This window comes from Actinobacillus lignieresii (assembly GCF_900444945.1).
GTDB classification, from domain to species: Bacteria; Pseudomonadota; Gammaproteobacteria; order Enterobacterales; family Pasteurellaceae; genus Actinobacillus; species Actinobacillus lignieresii.
Map to the genome: position 1 here is coordinate 158,421 of NZ_UFRM01000001.1, position 15,267 is coordinate 173,687.

Annotated in this window: 14 protein-coding genes; 10 read left to right on the forward strand and 4 right to left on the reverse strand. The window is 42.1% G+C overall.

The features are described from left to right. Positions 1-401 precede the first annotated feature (401 nt). The 4 genes from DY200_RS00725 to DY200_RS00740 are packed head-to-tail and all read left to right on the forward strand — an operon-like array spanning position 402 to position 3,600. Positions 402-1,292, forward strand: coding sequence for a transcriptional regulator GcvA (locus DY200_RS00725; RefSeq protein WP_115586531.1), 891 nt, complete (start codon positions 402-404; stop codon positions 1,290-1,292). Beyond that, entirely contained in the window at positions 1,292-1,972 is a 681-nt protein-coding gene (gene yjjG / locus DY200_RS00730) for a pyrimidine 5'-nucleotidase (RefSeq protein WP_005600148.1), read from the forward strand. Before DY200_RS00725 ends, yjjG begins: the two co-directional genes overlap by 1 nt. Further along, positions 1,972-2,955: an HTH-type transcriptional regulator CysB gene (gene cysB, locus DY200_RS00735; RefSeq protein WP_115586532.1), complete on the forward strand. Its 984-nt coding sequence runs from the start codon at positions 1,972-1,974 to the stop codon at positions 2,953-2,955. Before yjjG ends, cysB begins: the two co-directional genes overlap by 1 nt. Further along, positions 2,956-3,600, forward strand: a complete 645-nt coding sequence (locus tag DY200_RS00740) for a hypothetical protein (protein ID WP_115586533.1) — start codon at positions 2,956-2,958, stop codon at positions 3,598-3,600. A 76-nt stretch (positions 3,601-3,676) separates the two neighbouring features. On the opposite strand, the gene ansB is transcribed toward DY200_RS00740, so the two are convergent. Continuing rightward, positions 3,677-4,726, reverse strand: coding sequence for an L-asparaginase 2 (gene ansB, locus DY200_RS00745; RefSeq protein ID WP_115586534.1), 1,050 nt, complete (start codon positions 4,724-4,726; stop codon positions 3,677-3,679). A 304-nt stretch (positions 4,727-5,030) separates the two neighbouring features. On the opposite strand from ansB, the gene pyrG reads away from it, so the two are divergent. Next, positions 5,031-6,668 carry a glutamine hydrolyzing CTP synthase gene (gene pyrG / locus DY200_RS00750; RefSeq protein ID WP_115586535.1) on the forward strand — a complete coding sequence of 546 codons (1,638 nt, stop codon included), beginning with the start codon at positions 5,031-5,033 and terminating at the stop codon, positions 6,666-6,668. A gap of 102 nt (positions 6,669-6,770) precedes the next feature. Next, positions 6,771-7,277 carry a DUF2301 domain-containing membrane protein gene (locus DY200_RS00755; protein ID WP_005611241.1) on the forward strand — a complete coding sequence of 169 codons (507 nt, stop codon included), beginning with the start codon at positions 6,771-6,773 and terminating at the stop codon, positions 7,275-7,277. A 53-nt stretch (positions 7,278-7,330) separates the two neighbouring features. On the opposite strand, the gene leuD is transcribed toward DY200_RS00755, so the two are convergent. Beyond that, complete coding sequence (leuD, locus tag DY200_RS00760) at positions 7,331-7,933, reverse strand: 3-isopropylmalate dehydratase small subunit (protein ID WP_039197541.1); 603 nt, start codon at positions 7,931-7,933, stop codon at positions 7,331-7,333. Between the two features lie 10 nt (positions 7,934-7,943). Beyond that, positions 7,944-9,353, reverse strand: a complete 1,410-nt coding sequence (leuC, locus tag DY200_RS00765) for a 3-isopropylmalate dehydratase large subunit (RefSeq protein WP_115586536.1) — start codon at positions 9,351-9,353, stop codon at positions 7,944-7,946. A gap of 341 nt (positions 9,354-9,694) precedes the next feature. On the opposite strand from leuC, the gene DY200_RS00770 reads away from it, so the two are divergent. The 4 genes from DY200_RS00770 (at position 9,695) to DY200_RS00785 (ending at position 13,635) form a co-directional block, all read left to right on the forward strand. Beyond that, positions 9,695-10,810, forward strand: coding sequence for a CdaR family transcriptional regulator (locus tag DY200_RS00770; protein WP_115586537.1), 1,116 nt, complete (start codon positions 9,695-9,697; stop codon positions 10,808-10,810). Between the two features lie 127 nt (positions 10,811-10,937). Then, positions 10,938-12,200, forward strand: coding sequence for a GntP family permease (locus DY200_RS00775; RefSeq protein WP_115586538.1), 1,263 nt, complete (start codon positions 10,938-10,940; stop codon positions 12,198-12,200). 10 nt (positions 12,201-12,210) lie between these two features. Then, positions 12,211-13,344 carry a glycerate kinase gene (locus tag DY200_RS00780; protein WP_115586539.1) on the forward strand — a complete coding sequence of 378 codons (1,134 nt, stop codon included), beginning with the start codon at positions 12,211-12,213 and terminating at the stop codon, positions 13,342-13,344. A gap of 18 nt (positions 13,345-13,362) precedes the next feature. Further along, complete coding sequence (locus tag DY200_RS00785) at positions 13,363-13,635, forward strand: acylphosphatase (RefSeq protein ID WP_115586540.1); 273 nt, start codon at positions 13,363-13,365, stop codon at positions 13,633-13,635. Positions 13,636-13,705: 70 nt separating this feature from the next. On the opposite strand, the gene DY200_RS00790 is transcribed toward DY200_RS00785, so the two are convergent. Beyond that, positions 13,706-15,265, reverse strand: coding sequence for a DUF2813 domain-containing protein (locus DY200_RS00790; RefSeq protein WP_115586541.1), 1,560 nt, complete (start codon positions 15,263-15,265; stop codon positions 13,706-13,708). Between the last annotated feature and the right edge of the window lie 2 nt (positions 15,266-15,267).

Sequence of the window (15,267 nt, forward strand, 5' to 3'; positions counted from 1 at the left end):
TCATTTATACGCACAGATAAGAAATTTTAATGAAAATAGCGCTCTGATACTGGCGGGATTTATTCATTCTGATACAATAGAAAGGCTTTAAACGAAAAAAACCGTCCAAAATGGACGGTTATAAACCAAAAAGGTTCAAAATATACAGGAAGTGAAACGAGTAACTTGATGTTACTCCAGTCTAGTTTCCTAGACCAATATGCAAACACAACATCATACTTAAAAATCTGAAATAGCTTAATTTACCGTAATAAACCGGAAACTTAAGCTATCACTATCCGTCTAAGTACGGCGCGCATTATAGTGATGTTCGACCAGTATGACAAACTAAAAATTTTAATTTTATCTATCAAAAAAAATAATGTAGTCACATTCCGTTTATTAACCAAGAATAATTATCTATGAATAAAAGACTTCCCCCTCTCAACGCGTTAAAAGCATTTGAATCTGCCGCGCGCCATTTGAATTTTACTAAGGCGGCGGACGACTTATTTGTAACGCAAGCCGCAGTCAGTCACCAAATCAAGTTATTGGAAGACTTTCTGGGCGTTTCGCTTTTCCATCGAAGAAACCGCTTGCTGGAGCTTACCGAAATCGGTGCGCAATATTTTGAAGAAATTCAACCGCTTCTCGAACAGATTGCGGTGGCGACCGAAAAGGTTAAATTAAAAAACAGCCGACAAATTTTATCGATCAGTACCACGCCGTCATTTGGTATGCATTGGTTGGTACCTCGTTTAAACGAGTTTCATAAAAAATATCCGGATATCGAAGTGCGTTTAACCACCGCTTCTCAAGATGAAGGCTTATTAGGCAAAGATATTGATGTTGCGATTTATTACGGTTCGGGCAATTGGCAAAATCTGGAAGCGATTGAACTTGTTCAAGCGCGTATTATGATTTTAGCCTCGCCGGAATATTTGCGAGATCATCCGATTACCAAACCTGAAGATTTAGAAGGTAAAAATTTAATTCACGTTTGTTCGCATACCAAATGGAAGCAAATGGCGGAGCATCTTAATTTAAATAATTTAGAAGTAGAATCGGGTCCGATGTATTCGAATACTTCAATGGGAATGCAAGCGGCGAAACACGGTCAGGGCGTTGTGGTGGCAAATAGAATACTCGCGCAAAATGCCATAGAAGAAGGTTCGGTAATCGAGGCTTTCACGACGGACGTTTATGACGAGAAGGCGTTTTACGTGGTTTATCCTCCGCAAATGGCAGAGATTGCGAAAGTTAAACATTTTGTCGAGTGGATTACGCATGAAATCAAAGGAAGTTATAAATAATGAAGTATGATTGGGTTTTATTTGACGCTGACGAAACGCTTTTTTCGTTTAATTCGTACTTAGGTTTAACCTCTATGCTGAAGCGGTACGGTATTGAATTTACGCGAGAAGACTATGAGGCGTTTCAGGCGGTCAATAAACCGCTTTGGGTGGCTTACCAGAATAATGAAATTACCGCTCAAGACATTCAAACCCGCCGTTTTGCCAAGTTATCGGCGCAAACCGGCATAGACGCATTGCAACTTAATCAAGAGTTAATGGCGGAAATGGCATTGGTCAGTAAACCGTTGGACGGCGTGACGGCTATGTTGGAACAACTATACGGTAAAGTAAAGATGGGGATTATCACTAACGGCTTTACCGAATTACAGCAAAAGCGATTAGCGAATACGCATACCGAGAAATTTTTTGAGATTGTCGTCGTATCGGAACAAATCGGTGCAGCCAAGCCGGATCGACAGGTGTTCGATTACGCTTTTACTTTGATGGAACAGGAAGACAAAACCAAAGTGTTAATGGTTGGCGATACGCTTGCATCAGACGTTTTAGGCGGTAATAATGCGGGTATCGATACTTGTTGGTTTAATCATTCGAAAAGTAAGAATGAAACACAGATTCGCCCGACTTATGAAATTAGCTCAATGGATCAGCTTATTGAGATTGTTAAAGGAACCGAATAATGAAATTACAGCAATTACGCTACATCGTTGAAATCGTGAATCAAAATTTGAATATTACCGAGGCGGCGGAAACGCTTTATACTTCTCAACCGGGCATTAGTAAGCAGGTACGTCTATTGGAAAGCGAACTCGGAATTAATATTTTCGAACGAAACGGTAAGCATATTAAAGGATTAACGCCGGCGGGAGAAAAAATTGTCGCGATTGCGCGCGAATTACTGGTAAAAGCGCAGAGTATTAAATCGGTGGCGGAAGAACAGACTCGTCCGAATCGAGGCGTCTTACGCATTGCAACGCCGAATACGCAAGCGCGCTATGTTTTGCCGCCGATTATTGAGAAATTTAAAGCGAAGTATCCGGAGGTCAGCCTACAATTACACCAAGGTTCGCCAAGTCAAATTTACGATGCGTTAATGGCGGGCGAAGTGGATTTGGCGATTACGACCGAAGCGCAGCATTTATTTGAAGATGCGATTTTATTGCCGTGTTATTTATGGAATCGTTCCGTCATTGTGAAGCCGGATCATCCGTTAGTGAAATTTGTGAACCAAAGTAAGAATTTAACGGTCGAAGAACTCGGTAAATATGATCTGATTACTTACACCTTCGGTTTTACCGGGCAGTCGGATCTCGACCACGCATTTAATAAAGAAGGTATCTTACCGCATATCGTGTTTACCGCGACGGATGCCGACGTCATTAAAACTTACGTGCGTTTAGGCTTAGGGGTCGGGATTATGGCGTCAATGGCGCATACGCCCGCGGACAGTGATTTGGTGGCGATTGATGCAAGTCATTTATTCCAATCGAGTATGACGCAAATCGCATTTAAACGCGGCACTTTCTTACGTAATTATATGTATGATTTTATTAACTATTTCTCGCCGCATTTAACAAAGATGCAAGTAGAGAAAGCGGAACAATTAAGAGAGAGCAATGCTATTCTTCGTTTGTTCGAAAGCACTAAATTAGAGGAAAAATAGATGGGATTTATTAAAAAAATCGCACTTTCGTTTGTTGCAATTTTTGCATTAATTTCAACCGCTTGGGCGGATGATTTTAATATAAAATATAGTTCTAATTACCTAATGCCGGCTTATGTGCATTTTAAAAACGGCGGCGGTCAGTATGCGATTCAATCGAAAATCAACGTACCGTTATATAACATTGTTTTTTCAGCGAAAGGCACGGAGCGTAACGGTCAATTTAATATGTTGAGCTATCGCGATACGCGTAACGGCAAAACTTACGCTTTAGCTGAAATTGATTCCAGTACGGTGAAGTACGGCAAAGCGAAAGATCCGTTAAAACAAGAGGCATTAACTATGCCGACCTTCGATTTATTTACCACCGCATTTCAGTTAAGTTATTACGATCAATTACCGACAAGTTTCCAAACGACCAACGGTAAGAAATTATATCCGACACCGAATGTAAAATTGCATAAAGTACAAAAAGCGGTAACGGTAAAAGGTCAAACTTATCAAGAAATTACTTATAGTTTTAAAACTAGCGATCAAAAAGCGATTACCGTGAAAAAATACGTAGGGGAAAAATTCCCTCGTTATATTTCATACAATCGTGACGGCGATAATTACGAGCTGACGTTTGATAGCTTTGTAAAATAAGCGAGTTACAAAAAGACAAGCGGTCTATTTTTCGCAATTTTTTGCAAGAAATAGACCGCTTGTTTATAAGCGAAAACTAGAAGTCTTCAAAATATTGTTGAATCGTATTAATGTCTTTGGTTTGGGTTAAAGCAAGTTGTAATAATACACGTGCTTTTTGCGGGTTGAGCGTACCGGATGCCGCAAAACCGTATTTAGAATCATCCACTTCCGCATCACGAGTGGTATAGCCGGTCGGCACTCGTGAAGAACGAACCACCGCAACACCGTTTTTAGCCGCTTGTTCTAGTAACGCTAAATTCGCCGCATTCATATTACCGTTACCGACACCGGCAACTACTATCCCTTGATAGCCCGCATCCAATAAGGCTTTAAGCGGCTCGGTCGGCATATTTGAATAAGCGTAGATAATACCGACTTTCGGCAGTTCATTGAGCTTATCAACCGTAAACGGGGTATTTAACGTGTGTTTACTTTCCGGTGCACGTTCGTAATCGACTTTACTGTTATGAATATATCCGAGCGTACCGAAGTTCGGCGAACTGAATGTTTGCACGGCGGTAGTACTGGTTTTTGTCACGTCTCTCGCACCCAGTACCACATCATTCATTGCGACTAGCACACCACGTTTTGCCGATTTTTTATCTTTCGCCACTACAATTGAATTATATAAATTCAACGGACCGTCAGCGCTTTTTTCTGTCGCAGGGCGCATTGCACCGACCAACACCACCGGTTTATCGCATTTTACCGTCATATCGAGGAAATATGCGGTTTCTTCCATCGTATCCGTACCGTGAGTAATGACAAAACCGTCCGTATTAGCGCATTGATTATTGATGGTTTTCGCTAATTTTAGCCACACTTCGTCACTCATATCTTGTGAACCGATTTTGACTACCTGTTCGCCTTTAATATTAGCGAGCGTTTTCATTTCCGGTACGGCTTCGATTAAGGTATCAATGTTTAATTGCCCAGCTTGGTAAGCCGAACTCACCGCACTTTGTCCGCTGCCGGCAATCGTTCCGCCGGTTGCCAATATCGTGATATTCGGTAACTCCGCGGCATACACACTCGAAATTGCCATAGAAAGAACAGCAGATAAAGCAAGTTTTTTGAGTTTCATATAAGCTCCTTAAGATTTGAGAAAGATAGAATAATTATCCCATGTAACCAAGAGCGGGTAGAAATGGTTACGGTTTATTTTTTGATCTTGTTCACAAAATTTATCGTAAGATAAGCGGTTGAATTTTTTCTTTTTGTTGCAACGCAAAATTGTAAAAATTTAGTTAAATTTGACCGCTTGTTGATTTTTCCGATAGCCAAAAAATACGTTTTACTATATACTAGGCTCCCGTCCTGATAGTTTTTATTGACTATCCATTCCGAATTTTCTTATCTATTTAACTGATTAATCAAAGGCAGACAAAATGGCAACGAATTATATTTTCGTGACGGGCGGTGTTGTTTCATCTTTAGGCAAAGGTATTGCCGCTGCATCTCTCGCATCAATTCTCGAAGCTCGTGGTTTAAACGTAACCATTATGAAGCTGGATCCTTATATCAATGTCGATCCGGGTACAATGAGCCCGACGCAACACGGTGAAGTTTTCGTTACGCAAGACGGTGCGGAAACTGATTTAGACTTAGGTCACTATGAGCGTTTTATTCGTTCTAAAATGAGCAAAGCGAACAACTTTACCAGCGGTAAAATTTACTCTGAAGTATTACGCAAAGAACGCCGCGGCGATTATTTAGGTGCGACCATCCAAGTGATCCCGCATATCACTAATGAAATTAAAGAACGTGTGATTGAAGGCGGTAAAGGTCGTGATGTGGTGATCGTGGAAGTTGGTGGTACGGTAGGCGATATCGAATCGTTACCGTTCTTAGAAGCGTTACGTCAGTTAGCGGTCGATGTCGGTCGAGAAAAAACCTTATTTATGCACTTAACTTTAGTGCCGTATATTCCGACTGCCGGCGAAGTGAAAACCAAACCTACGCAACACTCGGTAAAAGAATTACTTTCAATCGGTATTCAGCCGGACGTGTTAATTTGCCGTTCGGATCGTGCGATTCCAAGTAACGAGCGTAAAAAAATCGCCTTATTCTGTAACGTGCCGGAACGTGCGGTAATTTCCTTAAAAGACGTAGATTCGATTTACCGCATTCCCGAATTACTGAAATCACAAGGCTTAGATAGTTTTGTTTGCGATCGTTTCCGCCTAGATTGTCCGGAAGCGGATTTAAGCGAATGGGAACAAGTGCTTTATCGCCAAGCGAACCCGACCGGTGAAGTGACTATCGGTATGGTGGGTAAATATGTGGAATTACCGGATGCGTATAAATCGGTAAACGAAGCGTTAAAACACGCCGGTTTAACCAATCGCTTAACGGTCAATATCAAGTATATTGATTCGCAAGATATCGAAACCAAAGGTGTTGAATTACTCCATGGCTTAGATGCGATTTTAGTACCGGGTGGCTTCGGCTATCGTGGTGTGGAAGGTAAAATCCGTACCGCACAATATGCACGTGAAAACAAAATTCCTTATTTAGGTATTTGTTTAGGTATGCAGATCGCACTGATCGAATATGCACGTAATGTGGCAGGTTTAACCCAAGCAAATTCATCCGAGTTTGATAAAGATTGTCCGCAACCGGTAGTGGGTTTAATTACCGAATGGCAAGATGAGTCGGGTAATGTGGAAACACGTTCCGATGAGTCGGATTTAGGCGGCACAATGCGTTTAGGTGCGCAACAATGCCACTTAATCGAAGGCACTAAAGCACGTGAAGTTTATGGTGCGGAAACGATTGTTGAGCGTCATCGTCACCGTTATGAAGTAAACAATACTTTATTACCGCAAATCGAAGCGGCAGGCTTAAAAGTGAGCGGTTTATCGGCAGACCGTAAATTGGTGGAAATTATTGAAATTCCAAACCATCCGTGGTTTATTGCGGCGCAGTTCCATCCGGAATTTACTTCAACACCGCGTGACGGTCATCCGTTATTTGCCGGCTTTGTTGCGGCGGCAAAAGCATATCAAGATAGCCATAAAGCGTAATCAACTATTGCTATAATGTGAGGCGAGTTTTATACTCGCCTTATTTTTTACAAAAAATAAACAAAAATTTAACCGCTTAATTGTATTAATAAGGAGAAAATTATGGCAGATCCGCATATTAAATCCCCAATGGATTTTTGGGATTACTTTACGGTAATTATGTATCGTTTAGGTTTTGTAGTCGCGAGTATTATGGTCTTGTTACTGCCTTACCAAACGGAATGGGCTTCTCTCGGCTTGTTAATCGCCGGTACGATGTTAGCTTCTTCACTTCATCTTTATCTTAAGCGATTCCGCTTTATTTTTCAGTTTGTCGCATGGATAGGGTTGCTTTGCCAAATCTTCGGTTTGCCGATATTTGCCTTGGGCGCAATGTTGTTGGTTGTCGGTGGGCTGAGTTACAAAGAATATTTTTGTTTTAGAGTATTCGGCTTAAATGCTCAACCGTTGTTGGTCGCCGTCATTTGGTTGGCCATTCTGTTAGATCAAATGCTCTTACTCCAAATTTCAAGCGGTATTAGCGGCATATTGTTAGTGGTATTAAGTATTCAGAAGTGGCGAATGCCGTTACATTTCGATATCGGCGATAAGACGAAATTTGAGGTTTAATCATAAAAAAACGGCGTTTAAGCCGTTTTTTTATCTCAGTTGCTCTTAACACGTTAGCGTAAAAATGCCGGAATCTTACTTTCGTAAGCCGCAATCGCATCTTCGTGTTGTAGGGTCAAGCCGATGTTATCCAAACCGTTTAATAAACAGTGACGACGGAATTCGTCTAATTCGAAACGGTAAACTTTATCGCCGACCGTTACCGTCATTGCTTCTAAATCAATATGGATTTGCTTGCCTTCGTTCGCCCACACCCATTGGAAGATTTCTTCCACTTCTTCTTCGCTTAAGCGAATCGGAAGCATATGATTGTTTAAGCTGTTGTTATAGAAAATGTCCGCAAAGCTCGGGGCAATCATCACTTTGAAACCGTAATCGGCTAACGCCCAAGGTGCGTGTTCACGAGAAGAACCGCAGCCTAAGTTTTTACGAGCCAGTAAAATAGTCGCGCCTTGATATTGCGGGAAATTTAATACGAAATCCGGATTTAATTGGGTTTCTTCCGCATCTAAATAACGCCATTCGTGGAATAAATGCTTACCGAAGCCGACACGAGTAATCGCTTGTAAGAACTGTTTTGGAATGATTGCGTCAGTATCCACATTCGCTGCATCAAGCGGAACGACTAAACCTGAGTGTTGTTTTAATCCTGCCATTTTTTTATCCTTAATTTAATTCCACGTGACGAATATCGACAAATTTACCGAACATTGCCGCCGCTGCCGCCATTGCCGGGCTAACTAAGTGGGTACGACCGTTACGACCTTGACGACCTTCAAAGTTACGGTTAGAGGTTGAAGCACAACGCTCCCATTCGCCTAAACGGTCATCATTCATACCTAAACACATTGAACAGCCTGGATTACGCCATTCTGCGCCCGCTTCGATAAAGATCTTATCTAAGCCTTCTTTTTCCGCCTGTTCTTTTACTAAGCCCGAACCCGGTACAACTAGCACACGTTTTACGTTATCCGCTTTTTTACGACCTTTCATTACCGCCGCCGCCGCACGTAAGTCTTCAATACGAGAGTTAGTACAAGAACCGATAAATACTTGATCCACCGAGATGTTTTTCATATCGGTATTAGCGTCTAAACCGATATAGGCAAGCGCTTTTTCCGCTGAAGCTTTAGTGACCGGATCCGCCATTTCTTGTGGATTCGGTACCACTTGGTCAATACCGATGACTTGTCCCGGGTTGGTTCCCCAAGTCACTTGCGGTGCAATATCTTTCGCTTCTAATACAACGACTGAATCAAAGACCGCATCATCGTCTGATTTTAAGGTTTTCCAATATTCGACCGCATCGTCCCAATTTTTGCCTTTCAGTGCGTGCGGGCGGCCTTTTAAGTAAGCAAAAGTAGTTTCATCCGGTGCGACTAAACCGGCTTTTGCACCGAACTCAATCGCCATATTACATACCGTCATACGACCTTCCATTGATAAATCACGGATCGCTTCACCGCAGAACTCCACCACATGACCGGTACCGCCCGCCATGGTTGTTTTGCCGATGATCGCCAGTACGATATCTTTTGCGGTAATGCCCGGGTTCACTTTGCCGCGAACTTCCACTTTCATACTTTTTGCACGCGCTTGTTTTAAGGTTTGCGTTGCAAGTACATGTTCCACTTCCGATGTACCGATACCAAACGCAAGCGCACCGAAAGCACCGTGTGTTGCGGTGTGTGAGTCACCGCAGACAATCGTCATACCCGGTAAGGTTAAACCTTGCTCCGGCCCCATAACGTGTACGATGCCTTGTTCTTTGGTTTGCATATCGAATAACGAAATCCCGTTCGCTTCACAGTTTTTCGCTAATTCTAAAACTTGGATTTTCGCCTGACCTTCTAATTTATTGACGTCACGCACTTGGGTTGAGATGCTGTGGTCCATTGTACCGAACGTTTTACCGATTTGGCGCACTTGGCGACCGGCGACACGTAAACCGTCAAACGCTTGCGGGCTGGTAACTTCGTGAATTAAGTGGCGGTTGATATAAAGAATCGGCGTTTCGCCGGCGGCTTCATATACAACGTGGGCATCAAATAGTTTTTCGTATAATGTTTTTGCCATAATATTGTCCAACTCTGAAAGGATATTGTGAATGCATATAATAGGCGGTGAAATTTGCAAAATTTTTTGTAAAAATGACCGCTTGTGTAATGTTGATAACGAATATAACTGCTAAAAAATATAATGTAAAATGCTATTTTTATAAAAAATTAAGATTTTTATTCTGTTTAATAAGCTGATTAATGCTTGTTTTTATATGTATCTAGCATATTGTTCCGTTTTTTCTTTAAAGTATAGAGGCTTATCTATCGTTTTCGTTGTTTTCCAGCGCGATACCCTAAATGCTATTTTAACGGATTCGGTTACACTAAAAGGTAATTCCTATCGTAAGAAGGTTAGTTATGATATTAAAACTTGATATACCCACCGCCCAAACGATTGTAAAACGCACTATGCAAATTATTCCCAATTCCGTAAATGTTATGGATGAAGAAGGAATCATTATTGCTTCGGGGGATCCTTCTCGGTTAGGCGAACGCCATACCGGTGCGGTGATTGCTTTGCGTAAGAAACAATCGGTTGAAATTGATGAAAGTTTAGCAAAACAATGGAATTACGAAGCGAGAGAGGGATTGAATCTCCCCATTGCTTATTTAGGTAAAACCGTTGGGGTAATCGGTATCTCCGGCAAGCCGAATGAAGTTCGTCAGTACGGCGAGTTAGTGAAAATGGCGGCGGAATTGATCGTAGAGCAATCGGTTTTACTGGCGAAAGAGCGTTGGCAACAACGCTACAAAGAAGAATTTATTCGTCAGTTATTACGAGGGGCATTAAGCGAAGCAGAAATTACGCAGCAAGCGGTCTTTTTTAAACTGGATTCGACCAAGCCGTTAGTGGCAATGATAATTAAAATGGAGCAACCGGATGCCGAAAAATTGCAGTTATTGCTAAATCATTTGGAACTGAATTCCAAACATATTGCTTTGGCGGTAATGGATTTGGATAAGCTGGTCTTACTGAAAACGGAAGAAGAATTTCAGCGTTTATCTAAAGATCGGGGTTTATTATCTTTATTGCCGGAACATAACCGCAATCAAGAATATAAAATTGTGGTCGGAGCAAAGGTCACGCATTTTCATCAAGCGAGTTTTTCTTATCAATCGGCATTACATACTTTATCTTATGCGGAACAATTACGTTTGAAGAAGCAAATCTTACTTTTTTCCGATTATAAATTACCTGCCTTATTGGCTGATTTCGCCAAAACATGGCAAAGCGAAGAATTGCTCTCGCCGTTTAAGATCTTGTTAGCGCAAGACAGTAAAGCGACGTTATTTAAAAGTCTGCAACAATATTTTTTGTCAAATTGTGATCTGGCTCACGCTTCGGAAAAATTGTTTATTCATCCGAATACGCTACGTTATCGTTTAGAAAAAATTGAGCAAATAACATCCTTATCTTTCAATAAGATAGAAGACAAATTTATTCTTTATTTAGGCGCTTCCCTGTTAAAATAATTTGTATTTTTATCTAAAAAGATACAAATATTTTATTTGTTTTTTGTTCTTTTTAATAACGACTTTTGGGGTGAAATTTAGATAATAAGTGCCATTCGTTGGTTCATCTCTCTTATAGGGGCTTATTATGGTAACAGTAACAGCAATTGGAGCAGTCGTTGCCCTTTCCGTGGCAATCGTTCTCATCTTGAAAAAAGTACCGCCGGCATACGGAATGTTAATCGGCGCATTAGTCGGCGGTTTAATCGGCGGAGCGGATCTGTCGCAAACCGTGAGCTTAATGATTGGCGGAGCGCAAGGAATTACCACGGCGGTAATGCGTATCTTAGCCGCAGGCGTATTAGCCGGTGTATTAATTGAATCCGGTGCGGCAAGTACCATCGCCGAAACGATTGTGAAAAAATTAGGCGAAACCCGTGCGTTACTTGCTTTAGTGCTTTCCACTATGATTTTAACCGCGGTTGGGGTATTTGTGGATGTGGCGGTTATTACCGTTTCTCCAATCGCATTAGCGTTGGCGAAACGTAGTGATTTATCTAAGCCGGCAATCTTATTAGCGATGATTGGCGGTGGTAAAGCCGGTAATATTATGTCGCCGAACCCAAATGCGATTGCCGCTTCAGACGCTTTCCATCTACCGCTTACTTCTGTGATGGCGGCAGGTATCATTCCGGCTATCTTCGGCATTATTCTGACTTATTTCTTAGCAAAACGCCTTATCAACAAAGGTTCAAAAGTGGCGGATAATGAAGTTTCTGCAAATAGTTCGCAAAATTTACCCGCTTTCCTACCGGCAATTGCCGCACCGCTTTGTGCAATTATTTTATTAGCATTGCGTCCTATCGCCGATATTAAAGTTGATCCATTGATCGCATTACCACTTGGCGGTTTAGTCGGTGCATTGGCTATGGGCAAATTAAAACAAGTAAATCAATTTGCCACTTCAGGTTTGTTAAAAATGTCACCGGTTGCCGTGATGTTATTAGGTACAGGGGCATTAGCCGGCATTATTGCCAATTCGGGTTTAAAAGACGTGTTAATTGAAGCATTAACCGCTTCAGGCTTACCGTCTTATTTACTTGCACCGATTTCAGGGGCGTTAATGTCGCTGGCAACCGCTTCAACTACGGCAGGTACGGTGGTGGCGTCAAATGTATTTAGTGCGACTTTAATCGAATTAGGCGTAAGCGCATTAGCAAGTGCGGCAATGATTCATTCCAGTGCGACAGTTCTTGACCATATGCCGCACGGATCTTTCTTCCATGCTACCGGTGGTAGTGTCAATATGGATATAAAAGAACGTTTAAAATTGATTCCGTATGAAACAGCGGTCGGTTTAATTATGGCTATCGTTTCAACCTTGGTGTTTGGTGTGTTTAAATTATTCTAAGAGGTAAAATATGAAAATTGTTATTGCTCCTGATTCATTTAAAGAAAGTCTTACGGCGCTTGAAGTGGCACAATCTATCGAAGGCGGTTTCAGACGCATTTTCCCTGATGCGCAATACATCAAAGTGCCAATGGCGGACGGCGGTGAAGGTTCGGTTCAGTCATTAATTGATGCGACTAAAGGTGAGTTGTTAGAAGTTGAAGTGACTGCGCCGCTAGGCAATAAAGTGATCGGTTTTTTAGGTGTTTCCGGCGATAAACAGACCGCTTTTATTGAAATGGCGGCGGCTTCCGGTTTACATCTTGTGCCTTTTGAGCAACGTAATCCGCTGAAAACCACCAGTTTCGGCACCGGCGAATTAATCAAAAAAGCGTTAGATTTGGGCGTGAAGAAAATTCTGTTAGGTATTGGCGGCAGTGCGACCAATGACGGTGGTGTCGGTATGTTGCAAGCGCTCGGCGCTTCTTTCAAAAATGCGACCGGCGAGGAAATCGGCTTTGGAGGCGAACAGCTAAAACAAATCAGCCGAATTTCGTTGGAAAATTTAGATCCTCGTTTACAAAGCGTTGAGTTTGAAGTGGCGTGTGATGTAAACAATCCGCTATGCGGTGAGCGTGGCGCATCGGCTGTATTCGGTCCGCAAAAAGGAGCAACGCCGGAAATGGTACAAACCTTAGATAAGGCATTGGCACATTTTGCGGAAATTGCCTTAGCTCAACAAGGAATTGCGGTTGCGGAGCGTGCCGGAGCCGGTGCGGCAGGCGGTATGGGCGGTGGCTTATTATTGCTACCGAATGTGCAGCTTAAAGACGGCGTACAAATCATTATCGAAGCGACTCGTCTGGCGGAGCATATCCGAGATGCGGATTTAGTGATTACCGGCGAGGGGCGTATGGACGCACAAAGTATTGCCGGTAAAACACCGGTCGGTGTGGCAAAAACGGCAAAACAATTTAATGTGCCGGTAATTGCGATTGTCGGTTGCTTACGAGAAGATTACAATGTGGTTTATCAGCACGGCATTGATGCGGTATTCCCGATTATTCGTCAATTAAATTCACTTGAAGAAACTTTAAAACAAGGACGAGAAAATTTGGAGTCCAGCGCAGAAAATGTCGCTCGTTTAATTAAACTGAATATGTAGAAATTGACGGAGGGCTTTATGCAACAGAAGCTATTTATTGTGACAGGACATGTCCAAGGTGTCGGCTTTCGATTCTTCACGCTACAAGAGGCAGGAAAAATCGGCATTAAAGGTTATGTGAAAAATCGCCCTGAAGGTTCGGTGGAAGTGGTTGCCGTTGGTAGCGATGCGCAAATGGCAGCTTTCAGAAACTGGTTACAAAAAGGCCCTCTGACATCGGTTGTATGTAATTTAATTGAACAGAGTTATCAAGGCTCGGAACAATTCGAACACTTTGAAATTCGACGTTAGTCATAGCGGGGTTTGAATCAGACCAGCGGTTAAATTTGCAAAAAATCTTGTAAATTTAACCGCTTGTGATTTATTGCTCTTTGATAAGTTGCAAGACTTTAATAAACAGCTTTTTAAATAAGCGAGGGATCGCTTGATTGCCTCGTTGTTTGATTTCGCTTGAAATCGCAATTGCCAAATCCGGTTTGGAGGTGTACTGAATCGCGCGTTTGATAATGGTTTTTGTCGGGTATTTGTGATCTCTCGGTTGCCAACGAGCAAGATGTACAAAGACTTCTCTAAGTCCTTCGTGATAGAAAAAATGCTCGATATCTTGGCGTGGGATCACGGTCAAACGTTTGCTCGTGTGTTCGTCTTCCTGCAGCATACTTTTGGCAATATCGGCATATTTTTCGCCCGCTTGATCGCCGTCGGTCAGCACATACCATTCAATGCCCATCGCTTTGGCGTATTTAATTAACGGACGTAAGCCGCATTGGGCAAATTCCACAATCCGAATCCCTTCCATTTCCAAATTAATATCCAGTAAATTCGTCAGCTCGGTTAGAATCCAAACTTCCGTTTCGCCTTCGACTAAAATCCACGCACGAGAAAATAATGCTAAACCTCGATTGTAGTGAATGTGGAAGGTCAATTTGCGCAGATCTTCTTTGCCTAATGAACTGCGTGCAAGCGAATAGGCTTCGGTTCGATCCCGATAACGTACTAAGCGGCTAATTTCGCGCAGCGGTACCTGCGAGAGCAATTCCATCGAGTTGGTAGTGGTAATGCGTTGTACCGGCAGATAAGTGACCAATTCCCAAAAGATCGCAATCATACGAGGATGTAAACGAGCTTCGAGATCTTCAAATAAGATAATCGGCGTTTTAATTTGATTATGCTTTTGATTAAGCACAAAGAGCGAAGAAAGTTGCGTGCGAACTTGTTGTATCAGTTGTTGATCGTTATTCTGTTTTAAACGCTGGCACAGCGATTTGACTTTATTCCATAATTGGCTGGTATCCAACATCGAATTCGGATGATGTTTATTGGTATGCGTACTTAAAAAGTAATATTTTAATAGGAATGAAAGCGCTCGAAGCTCATCCGCCAGCTCACTTTGCGCCAAGTTATCCGATTGAGAGAGTGCCTCTAAATTTGCAAATTTGTTTAAGCGCGCATCACGGAAACGATAGACCGGCGTATGGCTAATGACCGAACGCACCACTTGTTGCAGATTATCAATGTCTAATCGAACGCCTTGGCTGTCTAAAAACTGATATTCCGTTTTTACGCCCTGATCGGTAAGCGTACCGCCAATTTGCAGATAAACGTGCTGTAATCCGGCATCGTTTAAATGAAAAATATCGTAATAATGATTTTCTTCATTTTGCCCGAAGGTCTCGTTTTCCTCTTCACAGAAAGTAAAGCACAATTTTATCGGTTGTGCTTGTTGATGATCCCTTAAATGAAAATCCTGTTCGCTAAATTGGTAAAGTTCGTCTTTAACGTTAAAAATATGGCTTAACGCATCCAGCAAACTGGATTTCCCCCACGCATTTTCGCCAATCAAGACCATATTCGGGCGTAGCGTGAGAGAAAGATGATTAATGCCGCGAAAACCCGAAATTTCAATTTGTTGTAAATACATAT